Origin of the sequence: Bradyrhizobium sp. SZCCHNRI1029 (genome assembly GCF_032487555.1) — a bacterium.
In the GTDB taxonomy this organism is placed as follows: domain Bacteria; phylum Pseudomonadota; class Alphaproteobacteria; order Rhizobiales; family Xanthobacteraceae; genus Bradyrhizobium.
Map to the genome: position 1 here is coordinate 237,232 of NZ_JAUEUK010000007.1, position 17,166 is coordinate 254,397.

The window sequence follows — 17,166 nt, forward strand, 5'->3', positions numbered from 1 at the left end:
ATCGAGGAGATGGATGCGCGGGTCAAGCCCGCGCATGACGAGATGGAAACGGGCACGGCCTGAAAACGCGTCTTGCATGACCTATATGACCCACATGCGTCCGCAAGACATTCTGCTGCCCGTTCCGTCCGGCCTCTGCTGCAAGGCCGGCGGCTTTCACATCGATCCCGTGCGCCCGGTCGAGCGGGCGCTGATCACCCATGGCCATTCCGACCACGCCCGCCCCGGCCACGGCGCGGTGCTGGCGACCCAGGAAACGCTCGACATCATGCGGCTGCGCTATGGCGACAACTTTGCAGGCTCCACGCAGGCGATCGGCTATGGCGAGCGGATCAGGCTGGGTGACGTCACCGTCAGTTTCCACCCTGCGGGCCATGTGCTGGGCTCGGCGCAGATCAAGGTGTCCTGCGGCGGCACCTGCATCGTCGCCTCCGGCGACTACAAGGATGCGCGCGATCCGACCTGCGCACCGTTCGAGCTGGTGCAATGCGACGTCTTCATCACCGAGGCGACGTTCGGCCTGCCCGTGTTCCGTCACGGCGACGCGGCGCTGGAGGTGAACAAGCTGCTGGCCTCGGTGGTGCTGTTTCCCGAGCGCGCGCACCTGGTCGGCGCGTACTCCCTCGGCAAGGCGCAGCGTGTCATCGCGCTGATCCGCGAGGCCGGCTATGATCGGCCGATCTACCTGCACGGCGCGATGGACAAGATCACGCGCTACTATCAAGACAAGGGAATCGCGCTCGGCGAGCTCCGGCCCGTGAAGGGCGTCAAGAAGGCCGAGCTTGCCGGCACCATCACCCTGGCGCCGCCGAGTGCGACCTCCGATCTGTGGACCCGCCGCTTTCCCGATCCCGTCACCGCCTTCGCCTCGGGCTGGATGCGGGTGCGCGCCCGGGCCCGGCAGCGCGGCATCGAGCTGCCGCTGGTGATCTCGGATCATGCCGACTGGGACGGGCTCACCACCACCATCGCCGCGACCGGCGCAGGCGAGGTGTGGGTCACCCATGGGCAGGAGGACGCGCTGGTGCATTGGTGCCAAGCCAAGGGACTCGCGGCCCGGCCGCTCGATCTGGTCGGCTACGGCGACGAGGAGGAAAGCGAGGTGGTGGCCACGGAGGACGCCGAGGCATGAACCGCTTCGCCGAGTTGCTCGACCGCCTCGCCTATGAGCCCGGCCGCAACAACAAGCTGCGGCTGCTGACGTCGTACTTCCGCGAGGTCGAGGATCCCGATCGCGGCTACGCGCTTGGTGCGCTCACCGGCGCGCTGTCGTTCAAGCACGCCAAGCCGGCGCTGATCCGCGACCTGATCGCCGCGCGCACCGATCCGGTGCTGTTCGCGCTGTCGTATGATTATGTGGGGGATCTCTCGGAGACCGTCGCGCTGATGTGGCCGAAGGACAGGGCGCATCATCAGCAGCTCGTTCCTGGGTACCCCCCTCCCCACCCCTCCCCCACAAGGGGGGAGGGAGCGCTGACGCGTTCGGAGTTGCTGTCTCGGTCTGCATCGAGCATCGCTCCCCCTTCACGTCTCTCGTCCCCCACAGCCGCTCTCTCCGTTCCCTCCCCCCTTGTGGGGGAGGGGCAGGGAGGGGGGCACCCCACGGGCGGTCTCACGAGGGACCCCACACCCGGCCACAACGACCCGCCACCGCCGACGCTGACCGAGGTTGTCACCACCTTGCGCACCCTCGGCAAGACCGAGATGCCGCGGCAACTCGCGCAATGGCTGGATGAGCTCGACGAGACCGGGCGCTGGGCACTGCTGAAGCTGGTCACCGGCGCTTTGCGCATCGGCATCTCCGCGCGCCTGGCCAAGACCGCAGCGGCCGCGCTCGGCGACAAGGACCCGCACGAGGTCGAGCTGATATGGCCGGGGCTGTCGCCGCCCTATCTCGACCTGTTCGCCTGGCTGGAAGGCCGCGGCGACAAGCCGGTCAATCGCGATCCCGCGCCGTTCCGGCCGGTGATGCTGGCGCATGCCGTCGAGGACGACGACTTCGCCGGCATGAACGCGGCCGACTACATCGCGGAATGGAAGTGGGACGGCATCCGCGTGCAGGCGGTGAGCGGCCGCGAGACCGATGGCCGCATCGTCACGCGGCTGTATTCGCGCAGCGGCGAGGACATCACCGCTGGTTTTCCCGACCTTTTGCCGTCGCTGCACCTGCCCGGCGCGCTCGACGGCGAGCTGCTGGTGGTGCGCGATCACCGCGTGCAGAGCTTCAACGTGCTGCAGCAGCGGCTGAACCGCAAGACGGTGTCACCGAAGCTGATGAAGGAGTACCCGATCCACCTGCGCGCCTACGACCTGCTCGGCGACGAGGAGAACGATCTGCGTGAGCTGCCGTTCGCCGAGCGGCGTGAACGGCTCGAGGCTTTCATCAAGCGACTCGACGAACCGCGTGTCGACTTGTCGCCGACCATCGCGTTTTCCACCTGGGACGAGCTGAAGGCCGCGCGCGCCAATCCCGCATCTGCCGGCGCAGGAGACGATGCCGACGCGGTGGAAGGCGTGATGCTGAAGCGGCGCGACGCGCTGTATCTGCCCGGCCGGCCCAAGGGACAATGGTGGAAGTGGAAGCACGATCCGCACATCATCGATGCCGTGCTGATGTATGCTCAGCGCGGCCACGGCAAGCGTTCCTCCTATTACTCCGACTACACGTTCGGTGTCTGGACGGCGGGAGACGGCGGAGATCAGCTCGTGCCGGTCGGCAAAGCCTATTTCGGCTTCACCGACGAGGAGCTCTTGCAGATCGACCGCTTCGTCCGCCGCAACACCACCGAGAAGTTCGGTCCCGTTCGGCATGTCGTGCACGAGCCCGAGCAGGGGCTCGTGCTCGAAGTGGCGTTCGAGGGCCTGCAGCGCTCGCCGCGGCACAAATCCGGCATCGCGATGCGCTTTCCGCGCATCAGCCGGCTGCGCTGGGACAAGCCGCCGCGCGAGGCCGACCGGCTGGAGACCCTGGAGCGGATGTTGAAGAGCGAGGCGCCGGCGTGACAGCGCCGGGAACATTAATTGCCGGTAACAGGCTTGCGGCGCTGAGCCGGGTTCCCCACCTGCCCTGCCGTGCCTTATAATCGGGATCGCGAATCCGACGAACCCGCCTGGAGACGATGCCATGTCGAACGACGTCAGGGACTATCCGGCCCGCGCCCGCAGCTCGGATGGCCTGTACCGTTTTCTCGGCGGCTCGCCGCTGTCGGTGGCGTTCCGGCTGGTACTGCTGTCGATCCTGGTCGGCGTCGTGCTGTCGGCGATCGGCTTCGATCCGCTGAACATCCTGCACAGCATCCGGCTGCTGTTCATCCGGCTCTACGAGCTCGGCTTCGACGCCTTCAACTGGCTGTGGCGCTACTTCCTGCTCGGCGCGGTGATCGTGATCCCGGTCTGGCTCCTGTCGCGGCTGTTCGCCCCGCGCGGCCGATAGAGAGCCACAGCCGATGCAGCTCCGCTTCGTCGGCTGCGGTGACGCGTTCGGCTCGGGCGGCAACTCCAACACCTGCTTCCATCTGACCGGCGCGCAGACGAACCTTCTGATCGACTGCGGCGCCTCGTCGCTGCCGGCGCTGAAGCGGCTCGGCATCGCCAGCAACGCCATCGAACTGATCCTGATCACGCATTTCCATGGCGATCATTTCGCCGGGCTTCCCTTCCTGCTGCTCGACGCGCAGTTTTCGAAGCGGACGCTGCCGCTGGTGATCGCCGGCCCCGCCGGCATCACGGCGCGGCTGACGCAGGTGATGGAAGCGCTGTTCGAGCATTCGTCGCGCACGCCGCGGAAATTCGAGCTGTCCGTGATCGAGCTTGAACCGGAGCAGACGACGCGCTTCGGCGAGGTCTGCGTGACGCCGTTTCCAGTCGTCCACGGCAGTTCGGGCGGGCCGTTTCTCGGCTACCGGATCGAGGCGGAGGGCAAGGTCGTCGCCTACACCGCGGACACCGAATGGACGGAGAGCCTGATCCCGCTCGGCCGCAACGCCGACCTGTTGATCGCCGAGGCCTACACCTACGACAAGGCGGTGAAGAACCACCTCAGCCTCGCGGTGCTGGAGGCGCATCTCGATGCTATCCGGCCGAAGCGGCTGGTGCTCACCCATATGAGCGACGACATGCTGGGCCGGCTGGACCGCATCGGCCATGTGGCCGCGCATGACGGCATGAGCATCGACCTCTAGCCGGGAGGCGCGAAAGGCCGCTAAGAACGGCAGGAACGCGCGTGCCGCGCGCTCCGCCAATCAACGGGCCATTCTTGACCGCTTCAGCCAAAGTCACGACCGCGCAGGTGTTCGACATCGCGGGTCCCGCGATGATCGCCAACCTGACGACGCCGCTGATCGGCATCGTCTCGACCACGGCGATCGGCCGGCTCGGCGAAGCGGCCATGCTCGGCGGCGTCGCCATGGCCTCGGTGATCTTCGACTGCCTGTTCTGGCTGTTCGCATTCCTGCGCGCCAGCACGCTCGCCTTCACCGCGCAATCGCTCGGCGCTGGCGAGACCGACGAGATCCTGATGGTCCTGATCCGCGGCCTGGCGCTGGCCGCGCTGATCGGCGTCAGCCTGATCGCGCTGCAACTGCCGCTGGGGGCAATCATCTTCGACCTCATGGGCGGCAGCGACGCCGTGCTCGGCGCGGCCCGCACCTACTTCATGGTCCGGATCTGGTCGGCGCCGCTGGCGCTCGCCAACTACGTGCTGCTCGGCTGGCTCGTCGGATTGGCGCGCGCACGGCTGGCGCTGGCCATTCAGGTCGCGATCAACCTGATCAACATGGCCGCGACCATCCTGTTCGTCCAGGTGCTGCAGGCCGGCATCGCCGGCGCGGCGATTGCCGCCGTCATCGCGGAGACGGTCGGTGTCGCGATCGGCCTCGTGCTGGCGCGCCGATTGGTCAAGGCCGACGCCCGGATGTCGCGCGCGGCGCTGCTCGACCGCGCCAAGCTGATGCACATGATGGCCGTCAACCGCGACATCATGATCCGCACTGCGGCGATGATCGTCGCCTTCCTGTTCTTCACCTCACAGGGCGCGCGCGCCGGCGACACGACGCTGGCCACCAACGCGGTGCTGAACAATTTCCTGCTGGTGGCCGCGTTCTTCCTCGACGGCCTCGCCAACGCCGCCGAGCAGCTCTGCGGCTATGCGTTCGGCGCGCGCAACCGCGGCGCCTTTTCCGGCGCCACAAGGCTGGTGCTCGCCTGGGGCTTCGGCTTCGCGCTCGCGGTGGCCGCGATCTTCGCGCTGTTCGGGCCGGTGCTGATCGACGTGATGACGGCAAGCGATGCGGTGCGCCGCGCGGCGCGCGACTATCTGCCGTTCGTGGTGGCGTCGCCGCTGCTGTCGGTGTTCGCCTTCGCATTCGACGGCGTCTATATCGGCGCCACCTGGGCGCGCGACATGCGCAACCTCATGGTGGCGGCGCTGGTCGTCTTCCTCGGCACCTGGCTGGCGCTGCGCGGCTTCGGCAATACGGGCCTGTGGATCGCGATGCTCAGCTTCTACGCGGCGCGCGGCGGCTTCCAGGCCGCACGCTATCCGGCGCTGCTGCGGGCGTCGTTCGGCAACAAAGAGAGTTTGTAGGGGGCGCTGTATCGCGCAGCGCGCTTTGCGACCTCGCTCGCCCTACACTCTTCGCCGAAGATCAAGCGCATCTAAACCGGCCAGTCCTCGGCGGTGATCGTCGCGGCGTCCGCACCGATGATCTCCGACAGCGAATCGCGTCCCGTGCGCAGCAGGGTCGAGGTCAGGTCGGCCTTGATGCTCTCGACCAGGCCGAGGCCCTTGTAGACCAGCGAGGAATACAGCTGGATCAGGCTGGCGCCGGCGCGGATCTTGGTGAGCGCGGCGCCGCCGGTGTCGATGCCGCCGACGCCGATCAGCGGGAACGCACCTTCGACGCGCACGAAGGTCTCGGCCACCATGCGGGTCGACAGCCGGAACAGCGGCCGCCCGGACAGGCCGCCCTGCTCCTTGGCGCGCAACTGCTCGCGCAGCGAGCTGGGCCGGGCGAGTGTCGTGTTCGACACGATCATGCCGTCGACTCCGCGCGAGCGGGCGACATGGACGACGTCGTCGAGCTCGGCGAGGCTGAGATCGGGTGCGATCTTGAGCAGGACCGGCGTATCGCCGGCTTTCCGCCGCACGCGGTCGCGCGCCTCGAGCACCTTGGACAGCAGCTCGTCGAGCTGAGACGCCTGCTGCAGGTTGCGCAGGCCCGGCGTGTTGGGCGAGGAGATGTTGACGGTGAAATAGCTCGCCACCGGCGCGAAGGTCTCGATCAGCCGGACGTAGTCGGCGACACGGTCGACCGAATCCTTGTTGGCCCCGACATTGACGCCGACGATGCCGCCCTGGTGGGCGCGCCCGGCCAGGCGCCGCAGCACGATCTCGGCGCCGTCATTGTTGAAACCCATGCGGTTGATGACCGCCTCGTCGCGCTCCAGCCGGAACAGCCGCGGGCGCGGATTGCCGCTCTGCGGCCGCGGGGTCACCGAACCGATCTCGACGAAGCCAAAGCCGAGCCGCAGCAGCGCGTCCGGCACCTCGGCGTTCTTGTCGAAGCCGGCGGCCATGCCGACCGGATTCGGGAAGTTCAGGCCGAAGGCGCGCACCGCGAGCTTGGCATCATCCGGTCGCGGCTTGATCGCCGGCAGCAGCTTCAGGCCCTGGATGGCGAGCCGGTGCGCGTCCTCAGCGTCGAGCCAGCGGAGCAGCGGCAGCGAAAGCTGGTCGAAGGCGCGAATCACGGCTTCAGGTCCGGAATGTCGTGGCCGCCATCGGCACGGCTGTGCATCTGGTGAACGCCGGTCACGGCACCGAGATCGAGCTCGCCATACAGATGCGGGAACAGCTCGTCATTGCGCGAACGCTCCCAACGCAGCGCATCGCCGAGCGCGTCCGCCTCGACCTCGACCAGGAACAGCGCGCTCTGCCCCGAAAAGTGCTTCCGCGCCGTCTCCGGCACCTGGGAGGCGGTCGAAAAATGGATGAACCCGTCGCGCAGATCGTCCGCGCTGCCACGGTAGACGCCCAGCCGCTCCGCCTCGCGCCAGGCCGAAGCTGAGCAGATTTTGTAGATTTTGGGCACCTTTGCGCGGTCCTGGCTTGAGCTTGAGTTTGCTGATGTTTTCGGGAGCGGCCGACCGTATCGGCAGGGGGCAGCGAACTCAAGCATCGTTTGCCCAGGACAGTCCGGCGGCCGACCCGCTCAGGTTGTATCCGAGTGATGCGAGCTCGCGGGGATGCAACCGGTTCCTCAGCAAGAGTTAACCTGATTCGGCTTTCCTGTTGCGCGCGATTCGCAACCGATCATGCCCACGCTTGAACCTTTGGAGATTGTCATGGACCGCCGCCACGTCTTGAAGGCCCTTGCGGGGCTCGCTCTCTGCCCCGTCTGCGCTACCCCGGGCTTTGCCGCCGAAGGCGCCCCGCATTGGAGCTATGAGGGCGCGACCGGGCCGGCCAAATGGGGCGATCTCGACGCGGCCAACAAGGTCTGCGGCGTCGGCACCCAGCAATCGCCCATCGACATCGAGCACTCGACCCGGGCCCAGCTGCCCGACTTCAGGCTGAACTGGGCCAGGACCGCCGACACCATCGTCAACAACGGCCACACCATCCAGCTCAACTTCGCCGATGGCAGCAGCACCATGAAGCTCGAGGGCACCACCTACAAGCTGCTGCAGGTGCATTTCCATCGTCCGAGCGAGCACCAGATCGGCGGCAAGAACTATCCGATGGAGGCGCATTTCGTGCACCGCGCCGCCTCCGGCGGCCTCGCCGTCGTCGGTGTGCTCATGACCACCGGGCGTCCCAACCCCGCCTTCGCGCAGATCGTCGCGACGATGCCGGACAAGGAGGGTCCCGCGGTCAAGGCCGATCCGCGCATCAACCCCAACATGATGCTGCCGGCACGCCGCTCCTATTATCGCTATGCCGGCTCGCTGACGACGCCGCCCTGCTCAGAGGTGGTCGAATGGCTGCTGTTGAGCGAGCCGGTCTCGGTCGCGGAAGCGGACGTGGCGAAATTCGCCAAGCTGTATCCGATGAACGCGCGCCCGGTGCAGAAGCTCGACCGCCGCTTCGTGCTGCAGGGGGTGTAGTTCATTCGGCTCCGGCGGCTTCGAGCTGAAGCGGCCGCCACAAACTCCGCTGTCGTCCCCGCGAAGGCGGGGACCCATACCGCGGAAGCTGGATTGTTTTGGAAGGTGGCGGAGACCCTCCGCCAAATTGTGTCCGGTGGCTATGGGTCCCGGCGCAAGGCCGGGACGACACCTTTGGTGGCGCGATGAGCTTGGCAATCACGCGCTGCGTGCCAATGCCCCGTCGATCATCGCCACCGCATTGTTCACGCCGTAGACCGCGACGAAGGACCCAAAGCGCGGGCCCTTCTCCTGGCCGAGCAGCACCTGGTAGAGCATGTTGAACCAGTCGAGCGAGACACCGGGGCGGCCGTCCTTGCCCTTCTTGGCGTGGTCGAGGAACGGCTCGCGGCGGCCGATCTCGTAGACCACGTTCTGAATGTCCTCGGCCGTCGCGTCAGCCGGCAGGTTCGACAGCGCATCGCGCAGGTCCTGCAGCGCCACGCGCTCACCCTCGGTCGGCTCGCGGAAGGTCTTGGTCGGCGCCACGAAGTCGCGATAGTAGTTGATGGCGTAGCCGACCATCGCGTCGAGCTTGGGATGGGTCTGCGGCGTCACGCCGGGCCGGTAGCGGCCGATGAACCCCCACAGCGTCTCGGCATTCTCCGCGTTCGACGACGACACCAGGGTCAGCAGCAGCTGGAAGGTGACGGGCATGTCGGCCTTCGGCGGCTTGCCGGAATGGATGTGCCAGACCGGGTTGCCGAGCTGCTGCTTGGCGTCCTGCTTCGGAAAGCCTTCCAAGAACTGCTGGTAATCGTCGACGTTGCGGGGGATGACGTCGAAATACAGCCGCTTCGCCGCCTTGGGCTCGCGATACATGAACAGCGACAGCGATTCCGGCGAGGCGTAGCGCAGCCATTCGTCGATGGTCAGGCCGTTGCCCTTCGACTTCGAGATCTTCTGGCCCTTCTCGTCCAGGAACAGCTCGTAGTTGAAGCCCTCCGGCGGCGTGCCACCGAGCGCCGCGCAGATCTTGCCCGACAGCTTCACCGAGTCGATCAGGTCCTTGCCGGCCATTTCATAGTCGACGCCCAGCGCATGCCAGCGCATCGCCCAGTCCGGCTTCCATTGCAGCTTGCAATGGCCGCCGGTGACCGGAACGGTCATGCGCTCCCTGGTTTCGGGATCGTCATAGGAGATGGTGCCGGCCTTGGCGTCGTGCTCGACGATCGGCACGTACAGCACGAGGCCGGTGCGCGGGCAGATCGGCAGGAACGGCGAGTAGCTCGCCGCGCGCTCCTCGCGCAAGGACGGCAGCATGATCGCCATCACCTTCTCCAGCCGCTCCAGCATCCGCAGCAGCGCCGCGTCGAACTTGCCGGAGGTGTAGTACTCGGTCGACGAGGCAAACTCGTAGTCGAAGCCGAACCGGTCGAGGAAGGCGCGCAGCCGCGCATTGTTGTGCGCGGCGAACGAGGGATATTCGTTGGAGAACGGGTCGGGGATTCGCGACAGCGGCTTGCCGAGGTGGGTGGCCAGCATCTCCTTGTTCGGCACATTGTCCGGCACCTTGCGCAGGCCGTCCATGTCGTCGGAGAAGGCGATCAGGCGGGTCTTGATCTTGTCCTCGGTCAGCACGCGGAAGGCGTGGCGCACCATGGTGGTGCGCGCGACCTCGCCGAAGGTGCCGATATGCGGCAGGCCGGACGGACCGTAGCCGGTCTCGAACAGCACCTCGTCCTTCGGATTCTTCTTCAGCCGGTTGACGATCGCCTTCGCCTGCTCGAACGGCCAGGCGTTGGAGTTTTCGGCAAGCGCGCGCAGGTCGCTCGGGCTGGTTGGGACGAGATCGATCGTGGACATCGTGAAAAAGACTTCTCCGAAGACGTCAGTGCAAAACAGAGGTCATGATACCCGTCATTCCGGGGCGATGCGAAGCATCGAACCCGGAATCTCGAGGTTCCGGGTTCGCGTCTTCGACGCGCCCCGGAACGACGGCAAGCGCTAGAACGGGCTGATCGAGAAGTAGCGCAGCCACAGGTCGGTGTAGCGGCCTTTTTCCCAGACCCGGAACAGCGCCCAGTTCAGCGCCTGGCGCAAGAGGTCGTTGCCCTTGCGCACGGCGATGCCGACGCCCTCGCCGAAATAGCGGCTTTCGACGAAAGGTCCACCGGAAAAGGCGCAGCAATCGCCGGAATCGGTGCCATTGACCCAGAACGCCAGCGAAATGCCGTCGCCGAAGATCAGGTCGACCTCGGCCCGGCGCAGCGCCTGCCGCAGCGCCTCGTCGTTCGGATAGCTCTTGATCTCGGCGTCGGTAAACATCGCCTTGAGGTAAGCCTCGTGCGCGGTGCCGGCGACGGCGCCGATCTTCTTGCCCTCGAGAAATTCGGGGCGGATCTCGGTCATGACGGCGTCGCGGCGGGACACGAAACGCGCGGGCGCCCGGTAATACGGATCGGAGAAATCGGCCCGCGCCCGCATCTGCGGCGTCACCGCGATCGAGGCGATGATCGCATCGCCGCGGTTGGAGGACAGCGCGTCGAGCAGGGTTTCGAACCGGCGCATCTGGACGGTGCAGGTCACCTTGATCTCGTCGCAGATCGCCCTGGCAAGATCGACGTTGAAGCCGGCCGGATTGCCGTCCGGACCGGTGAAGTTGAACGGAGGATAGTCGGTCTCGGTCAGGAACCGAATCACCGTGAGGCGCGACAGATCGGGCCGCTCCGGCCGGCGTCGCGGGTCCCAGAACCCAGGGACGGCCTGCGGCGCCGCCTCGACGGCGGGCCTCACGGGCGCCTGGGCGCGCGCCTCCGAGCCGGCTGCCGCGAGGCCGAAGCACAGCAGCGCGCCGGCAATGGCGGCGCGGGCCGCAGGCGCGGATTTCACGGGCTTTGACAAGACGGTCGGCATCAGCGGTCCCGATGGTCAGCGCCTTATAGACCATCCATGCGCAAATTCGAGGCTGGATTCGGCCCGGAGGCGGCCGCCCGGCTGGAGCGTTAACGCGCTCAGAGGTATTTCTTGAGATCCGCCGCCGCTTCCTCGGGCGTCCGCTTCAGGTTGAACGGCGCGACGAACCGGCCGTTGCGGTCCATCAGATACACCAAAGCGGTGTGGTCCATGGTGTAATCGCCGTCCTTCAGCGGGACCTTCTTGGCATAGACCCGGTACTCGGTGAGAACCTTCGCCAGCACCTCGGGATCGCCGGTCAGGCCCTTGAGATGCGGGTCGAAGCTGGAGAGGTAGTCCTTCATCGCGGCCGGATTGTCGCGCTCGGGGTCGACCGAGACGAAATAGGCGTTGACGCTGTCGGCATCCTTGCCCATCGCCCGCAACACCTCGGAGATCTCGAACAGCGAGGTCGGACAGACGTCCGGGCAATGGGTAAAGCCGAAGAAGATCAGCGTCGGCCGCCCTTCCAGGCTCTTCTCGGTGACGACGGCACCGCTCTGGTCGGTCAACTGAAACGGGCCGCCGATCGCGGCCGGCGCCGCGATGTTGCGGCCGCCGCCCATGACAAGGAACATCAGCGACAACCCGACCACCAGGCTGGCGGCGAAGGCTCCGACGATCACCAGCGGACGGGTGACATTGGACGGCATTGCGCGCTCCTTCACTGTCTCTCAGAAGCAGGCCTGCCAGCCGGCCGCGATGGTCTCGAAGAACACCGCGGTCCCGTACTGCACCCACATCGTCACGGCGCCGACGACGAGCCCGATCGCCGCGATCCCCGCCGCGAGGGCCGGAGCAGAGGCCGGACGCCGGGCTCGCGATGCGGACGGTATCTCTTGGGGCGCTGAAAGAGGCTGCATGATGGCGTACTCATCGGCCGGAGCCGGCCAAGCGGCCCACCCCTCTCGCTCCAGATAAGCCCCGCAGCCGGTCCAGGCAAGCGCCGCAGTCGGGCCGCGATCACCCGAAGCGACTAGTGCCTCAGTGTGATCAATGGGAGGCAGAGGCCTTGGCGGCAGCCGGCGAGATGGTCGGTGCATTGGGCACGACGTGCGAGGAGGCCGGAGAGGACGCCTGGGCATCCATATAGCAGGGCTTGTACATTGCCTGCAGCTCCCTGCCCTTCAGGAAGATCATCCGGGGCGTCAGGCCGCCGCGCTGGGTGATCCAGCGGCGGATCGGCGAAGGGTACATCGAGTACAGCATCTGGGTCGCCTCGGGATTGGTGACGGCGCGGCCGTTGGCGCCGAAATCCCAGGCGGCGTGGAAGCCGAGATTGGCATGCGAGGTGACACAGATCTTCTCGTGCGGGATCGCCCCAAGCACGATGGTGCAGGCCGATGCGCAGAGCCCGTCGATGATCACATACTCACCGGAGGATCGCAGGCCCTGGTACTTGTCGACATAGGTTCCGATCCGGCCACCGCGGTCATCGGCGATCCGGACCACGGCCTGGCTGGCGCCGACCCCCGACAGCAACAGAACGACCGCAAGCAATCCCGTCCAGAATTTCATGTCGAGCCCCAGTGCAACCCGGCGAAAACCGATCTGACCGACTTTGGCACGCTTCGTGTGATGCGCTTCTTGTGATGCTTGGACTGCGGTGGACCTTGCAATCACGACCCCATCCGCAGAACCGGAACGCGAAAGCCAAATCCAAATCGCAAATGCAGCGTGTTTCGAGATCGTGTTTTTGTCCAGGAGAGCGCAGCTGCGAAAGCCAAATTCACCGCGAGTGTTGCAAGCCCGCTGCACCAATGAGTCGCTACCACCGAAAATGGACCAACGCTGGTTCCGGACATGGCGGTGGCGCCACGAGCAAGGCAGAGGCCCGGCATGATTCGCCCATCGGCGCGGCAGCGGCGTCACGGCGGCACAAACGACACTCCGGAGAAACCCGGGGCCGAGCTTCCGCGCGACACGCGCCCCGCTGCCCAGTGACGGCGGGACGCTCGCCCGCTCATCGCCGGCCCAGGGGTGCTCGTGCGATCACGATCGCGGGTGCGGGCTTCCGCCAGCCCCGACGGCATGGCCGAAATCCGGAGATGCGACGGATGCAATCACAAGGTTGGACCGTTCGGCCGAGCCCCCGCGCCGCAAGCGGGCGCGGCAGGGTCTCTCCTCGCACCGCGCCGTCTGGATCGGGAGATGGAGCGAGGTCGGGCCGATATCGCGCTGGCAGCCGGGGAGACGATCTGCCTCCCGATGCTTTCGCCGTCTGGACCGAACTAATTATCGGGCAGCCGAATCCGTGCACCAAAGGTGACGAGCGGCGCATCGGCGGCGCCGAGCTGGATCTGCCGCTCCGGCACCTCCTGATAGCTGCCGTCTTCAATCTTTCTTAATTCATATTGCCAGACCGTTAACGTCTCGCCGCGCGCGAGCGCATCGCGGATGCGGCTGGCGCCGCGTCCCGGCAGCTTGACGAGGTCGTCGCGCATCATGCCGATCATCGTCGGGCTCCCGCCGCGATGCAGCTCGAAGAACACCATGCGATTGGGCTTGTCCTGCGGCTTGAGCACGGTATCCGCCGTGAACAGCACCAGACAAATTGCGACGGCAATCCACTTCCAAGTGTCGGACATCATGAGACGCATTCCCCGCACCGCCTCTGCGCGTGGCGTAGCCCTCGCGCAAACGGGCGGCAACTTACAGTTCTGTCATTCCGGATGAGATGACCTTCGACGTAATCGATTCGCTGCGCGCCGGGCGCGATGATGGGCTCCTCATCGTTCACAACATGGAGAGCACCGATGACCAACCCGACCGAGATCGCCGAGAGCTACATCGCGCTGTGGAACGAACGCGATGCCGCGCAGCGCGGCGCATTGCTCGCACGTCACTGGACCGCGGATGCGCTCTATGTCGACCCGCTGATGCGCGGCGAAGGACGCGATGCCGTGGACGGCCTGGTCGCGGGCGTGCAGCAGCGCTTTCCCGACTTCCGCTTTCGCCTGATCGGCTCCGCGGACGGCCACGGTCGTCATCTCCGCTTTTCCTGGGAGCTCGGCCCCGAGAATGCGGAAGCCCCGATCCTGGGCACGGATTTCGTCGAGCTGGCCGACGGCCGCATCCGGCGCGTCACCGGGTTTCTCGACAAGGTCCCGCAGGGCGCCTGACGGACGCCCCGATCCGCCCGACCTCCCACAGCGGGGTCGGCCTGCCGCGATTGCCGGGCTCCCATGCGCAGACGCACGATCTGTCTCGTGGTGATTGCGCTACGTCAACGTCGGACCCGGTCCGCCGCTGCAGAGCTTCTGCTTCGCGACGGAGTTCAGGATCGCCGGAGACGGGCGTGCAGCACTCAAATCCCATCGATGATCACGCCATGGCGGCCGACACGCTGGCCGGTATCACCACCTTGCCCGAACTCTGGCGCTGGCGCGTCGAACGGAGCCCGGACAAGCAGGCCTACCGACATTTCGACGCAGGAAGCGGCCGATGGGCGAGCTTCTGCTGGCGCGAGATCGATCTCGTCGTCGAGCGATGGCGGCGAGCGCTCGCGGCCGAGGGCTTCGCCCAGGGGGAGCGTGTCGCCATCCTGATGCCGAACGGGATCGCGCATCTCGCCATTGACCAGGCCGCGCTCTCGCTCGGCCTGGTGCCGGTGCCGATGCATGCCGTCGATAATGCCGACAGCATCGCCTACATCCTCGCCGATTCCGGTGCCCGGCTGCTGCTGGTCGATTCGGACACACGCTGGGATGAGATCGCAGCGGTCGGCGAGGCCCTGCCCGACCTGGGACGGATCGTCTGCGCCGACCGGCAAACGACCCCGCCGACCGGCGATCCGCGCCTCGTCGATCTGGAGGCGTGGTTGAAGGCGCCCGGCGATGCCACGCCTCCCGGCACCCGGATCGCCATCGCGCCGCACGACCTCGCCGCCATCGTCTACACCTCGGGCACGACGGGCCGACCCAAGGGTGTGATGCTGTCGCACGACAACGTCGTTTCCAACCTCAAGGCCATTCATCAGCGGCTGGCGGCCGATACCGACGACGTATTCCTGTCGTTCCTGCCGCTGTCACACACGTTCGAGCGCACCGCGGGCTACTACTACCCGATCGCCATCGGCGCCTGCGTCGCCTATGCGCGCTCGGTGAAGCAGCTGTCCGAAGATCTGGTGGAGGTCCGTCCGACCATCCTGATCTCCGTGCCGCGCATCTATGAGCGCATCTACTCGGTCATCATGCATCACCGCGCGATCGCAAACCCGCTGGAACGGGTGCTGCTCGACCTGACCATCGCGATCGGCGGCCGTCGCTTCGATGCGCAGCATGGGCGCGGGACGAGACTCTCGGCGTTCGACCGTATCGCGTGGCCGCTGCTGCAACGCCTGGTCGCCGCCAAGGTACTGGCTCGATTCGGCGGACGGCTGCACGTCGCCGTCAGCGGCGGCGCCCCGATCGCCGAGCCGGTGGTGCGGCTGTTCCTGGCGCTCGGGCTCGAGGTGCTGCAGGGCTACGGCATGACCGAGACATCGCCCGTCGTCAGCGTCAACACGCCTGACGACAACGACCCGCGCACCGTCGGCCGCGCCCTGCCGGGCATCGAGGTGCGCATCGGCGACAATGACGAGTTGATGGTGCGCGGCCCGAACGTGATGCTCGGCTATTGGCACCGGCCGGAGGAGACCGCGCTCACCAGGGAAGCCGACGGCTGGCTGCACACCGGCGACCAGGCCCGCATCGACAGCGGACGCATCACCATCACCGGTCGGATCAAGGACATCCTCGTCACCTCGACCGGCGAGAAGATTGCGCCCGCCGATCTGGAAACCGCGATCCTGACCGATCCGCTGTTCGAGCAGGCCATCGTGATCGGCGAGAACCGGCCGTTCCTGACCGCGATCGTCGTGCTCAACGCCAAGGGCTGGGCTGAGCAGCAGGCGAGGCTCGCGGCGCACGGCCAGCGCGGCAACGAGGCCGAAGCGGCCTCCCTGCTGCGCCACATTGCGCGAGCCGCGAAGGCCTATCCGTCCTACGCGACGCCGAAGGCGGTGCATTGGACCTTGGAGCCGTGGACCGTGCAGGAAGGCCTGATCACGCCGACGTTGAAGAACAAGCGTCCGGCGATCGAGCGGAGCTTTGCGAAGGAAATCGAGGCGATCTATGCAAAACGCCCGTCAGCTTCGCGGCCGTCGGCTATCGTACGAAGCTGATCTTGCAGGGCACCGCAGCAGGACATTGCGGCATTGGAGCGGGCGAAGGGAATCGAACCCTCGTATGCAGCTTGGGAAGCTGCCGTTCTACCATTGAACTACGCCCGCGCTAGCCAATGCTTAGCCGAGACCATGCGTTTCGCCAAGCGGCTTGTTGCCGCGAGACCGCCAAGGCCGCGGGGGGCGGACGCAAGAGTTCTACCACCGGCCTGATCTCCCGATCGTGATCGGCCGCAACCGCAGGCTCCGGAACGGATCGGGCCGATCGCGCTTTTGCCCGTTGGAAGCGGCGCCTCTCCCTGTTTCGCCACGCCGTGAAGGTCATGGGAGCTCACATCATGCAAAGCCACAGCCCCGCGTCTCAGACCGCCCCCTCGAAAGCCCTCGCCGTGATGTCGGGTCCGTCGGCGCTCGACCTTTACACCCTCGGCTGCGGTCTGTTCCTGGCCGTCGCGCCCTGGCTGTTCGGCTTCGTCGGCAGCGTCGGCCGCATCAACGCTGAGTTGGCGGGGGCTGCCGTCATCGTGCTCTCGCTCGGCGGCCTTCTTGCGTTTGCCGATTGGGAGGAGTGGCTGAAGGTCGCGCTTGGAGTGTGGCTGGTTGCAGCCCCATGGCTGCTCGGATTCGTGCATACGTCGGCGATGCATGTCAGCATCGCCATCGGGATCACCGTGACCTTCCTGAGTCTGCTCGAACTGTGGCTTGCGCATGATCCCGATTTCGCCGGCGATGGCCCTGCATTGGTGAGCCGGCCGTAGCGGCTTGGCCGATCGCGCGTCGCCCGCGCGCAGCGCCTCCTCCCGCGATCGCGTTGCGATGACAGAGATCGCAGACAGCGATCGCAACGGCACGCTTGACAACCATCACCCAAATCAGGGCAAACCCGCCCCGGTCAGGTCACGCTGTTAACACTTTGTAAACAAAGTTGATGCGGGCGATCGTGACGATGATATGATGTGGTG

The 17,166-nt window shown here is 66.5% G+C and carries 17 protein-coding genes and 1 tRNA gene; 9 read left to right on the forward strand and 9 right to left on the reverse strand.

Annotated features, from left to right (window positions below; all coding sequences use genetic code 11):
- Window positions 1-85 precede the first annotated feature (85 nt).
- From QW861_RS21185 to QW861_RS21205, 5 genes are all read left to right on the forward strand, one after another.
- Entirely contained in the window at window positions 86-1,132 is a 1,047-nt protein-coding gene (locus QW861_RS21185; RefSeq protein ID WP_315751513.1) for a ligase-associated DNA damage response exonuclease, read from the forward strand.
- Complete coding sequence (locus tag QW861_RS21190; protein ID WP_315751266.1) at window positions 1,129-3,003, forward strand: ATP-dependent DNA ligase; 1,875 nt, start codon at window positions 1,129-1,131, stop codon at window positions 3,001-3,003. The genes QW861_RS21185 and QW861_RS21190 overlap by 4 nt, the downstream gene beginning before the upstream one ends.
- A 121-nt stretch (window positions 3,004-3,124) precedes the next feature.
- On the forward strand, window positions 3,125-3,433 hold the full coding sequence (locus QW861_RS21195; RefSeq protein WP_315717950.1) for a DUF6460 domain-containing protein: 309 nt from the start codon (window positions 3,125-3,127) through the stop codon (window positions 3,431-3,433).
- A gap of 13 nt (window positions 3,434-3,446) precedes the next feature.
- Complete coding sequence (locus QW861_RS21200; RefSeq protein WP_315751264.1) at window positions 3,447-4,181, forward strand: MBL fold metallo-hydrolase; 735 nt, start codon at window positions 3,447-3,449, stop codon at window positions 4,179-4,181.
- Window positions 4,182-4,288: 107 nt separating this feature from the next.
- Window positions 4,289-5,584, forward strand: coding sequence for an MATE family efflux transporter (locus QW861_RS21205; RefSeq protein ID WP_315751511.1), 1,296 nt, complete (start codon window positions 4,289-4,291; stop codon window positions 5,582-5,584).
- A gap of 71 nt (window positions 5,585-5,655) precedes the next feature.
- On the opposite strand, the gene QW861_RS21210 is transcribed toward QW861_RS21205, so the two are convergent.
- Both QW861_RS21210 and QW861_RS21215 read right to left on the reverse strand, forming a co-directional pair.
- On the reverse strand, window positions 5,656-6,750 hold the full coding sequence (locus tag QW861_RS21210; protein WP_315751263.1) for a quinone-dependent dihydroorotate dehydrogenase: 1,095 nt from the start codon (window positions 6,748-6,750) through the stop codon (window positions 5,656-5,658).
- Window positions 6,747-7,091, reverse strand: a complete 345-nt coding sequence (locus QW861_RS21215; protein WP_315751262.1) for a DUF952 domain-containing protein — start codon at window positions 7,089-7,091, stop codon at window positions 6,747-6,749. Before QW861_RS21215 ends, QW861_RS21210 begins: the two co-directional genes overlap by 4 nt.
- A 253-nt stretch (window positions 7,092-7,344) precedes the next feature.
- Here QW861_RS21215 and QW861_RS21220 point away from each other — a divergent pair, with 253 nt between their 5' ends.
- Window positions 7,345-8,106: a carbonic anhydrase family protein gene (locus QW861_RS21220; RefSeq protein ID WP_315751261.1), complete on the forward strand. Its 762-nt coding sequence runs from the start codon at window positions 7,345-7,347 to the stop codon at window positions 8,104-8,106.
- A 198-nt stretch (window positions 8,107-8,304) separates the two neighbouring features.
- Here QW861_RS21220 and QW861_RS21225 read toward each other — a convergent pair whose 3' ends face one another.
- From QW861_RS21225 to QW861_RS21250, 6 genes are all read right to left on the reverse strand, one after another.
- The gene (locus QW861_RS21225; RefSeq protein WP_315751260.1) at window positions 8,305-9,951 is read right to left on the reverse strand and encodes a lysine--tRNA ligase; all 1,647 of its coding nucleotides are present in this window, start codon (window positions 9,949-9,951) and stop codon (window positions 8,305-8,307) included.
- Between the two features lie 141 nt (window positions 9,952-10,092).
- A complete protein-coding gene (locus QW861_RS21230; protein ID WP_315751259.1) occupies window positions 10,093-11,001 on the reverse strand; it encodes a transporter substrate-binding domain-containing protein in 909 nt (302 codons plus the stop codon).
- Window positions 11,002-11,099: 98 nt separating this feature from the next.
- Window positions 11,100-11,693 carry an SCO family protein gene (locus QW861_RS21235; RefSeq protein ID WP_315717162.1) on the reverse strand — a complete coding sequence of 198 codons (594 nt, stop codon included), beginning with the start codon at window positions 11,691-11,693 and terminating at the stop codon, window positions 11,100-11,102.
- A 21-nt stretch (window positions 11,694-11,714) separates the two neighbouring features.
- Entirely contained in the window at window positions 11,715-11,903 is a 189-nt protein-coding gene (locus QW861_RS21240; RefSeq protein WP_315751257.1) for a hypothetical protein, read from the reverse strand.
- A gap of 130 nt (window positions 11,904-12,033) precedes the next feature.
- Entirely contained in the window at window positions 12,034-12,558 is a 525-nt protein-coding gene (locus QW861_RS21245; RefSeq protein WP_315751255.1) for a hypothetical protein, read from the reverse strand.
- Between the two features lie 713 nt (window positions 12,559-13,271).
- A complete protein-coding gene (locus QW861_RS21250; protein ID WP_315751253.1) occupies window positions 13,272-13,631 on the reverse strand; it encodes a hypothetical protein in 360 nt (119 codons plus the stop codon).
- 165 nt (window positions 13,632-13,796) lie between these two features.
- Here QW861_RS21250 and QW861_RS21255 point away from each other — a divergent pair, with 165 nt between their 5' ends.
- A complete protein-coding gene (locus tag QW861_RS21255) occupies window positions 13,797-14,162 on the forward strand; it encodes a nuclear transport factor 2 family protein (protein ID WP_315751251.1) in 366 nt (121 codons plus the stop codon).
- A gap of 176 nt (window positions 14,163-14,338) precedes the next feature.
- Window positions 14,339-16,204, forward strand: coding sequence for an AMP-dependent synthetase/ligase (locus QW861_RS21260; RefSeq protein ID WP_315751250.1), 1,866 nt, complete (start codon window positions 14,339-14,341; stop codon window positions 16,202-16,204).
- 34 nt (window positions 16,205-16,238) lie between these two features.
- Here QW861_RS21260 and QW861_RS21265 read toward each other — a convergent pair.
- A tRNA-Gly gene (locus QW861_RS21265) sits at window positions 16,239-16,312 on the reverse strand.
- Between the two features lie 230 nt (window positions 16,313-16,542).
- Between QW861_RS21265 and QW861_RS21270 the strand changes: the two genes are divergently transcribed.
- Window positions 16,543-16,962, forward strand: coding sequence for an SPW repeat protein (locus QW861_RS21270; protein WP_315717156.1), 420 nt, complete (start codon window positions 16,543-16,545; stop codon window positions 16,960-16,962).
- Window positions 16,963-17,166 lie beyond the last annotated feature (204 nt).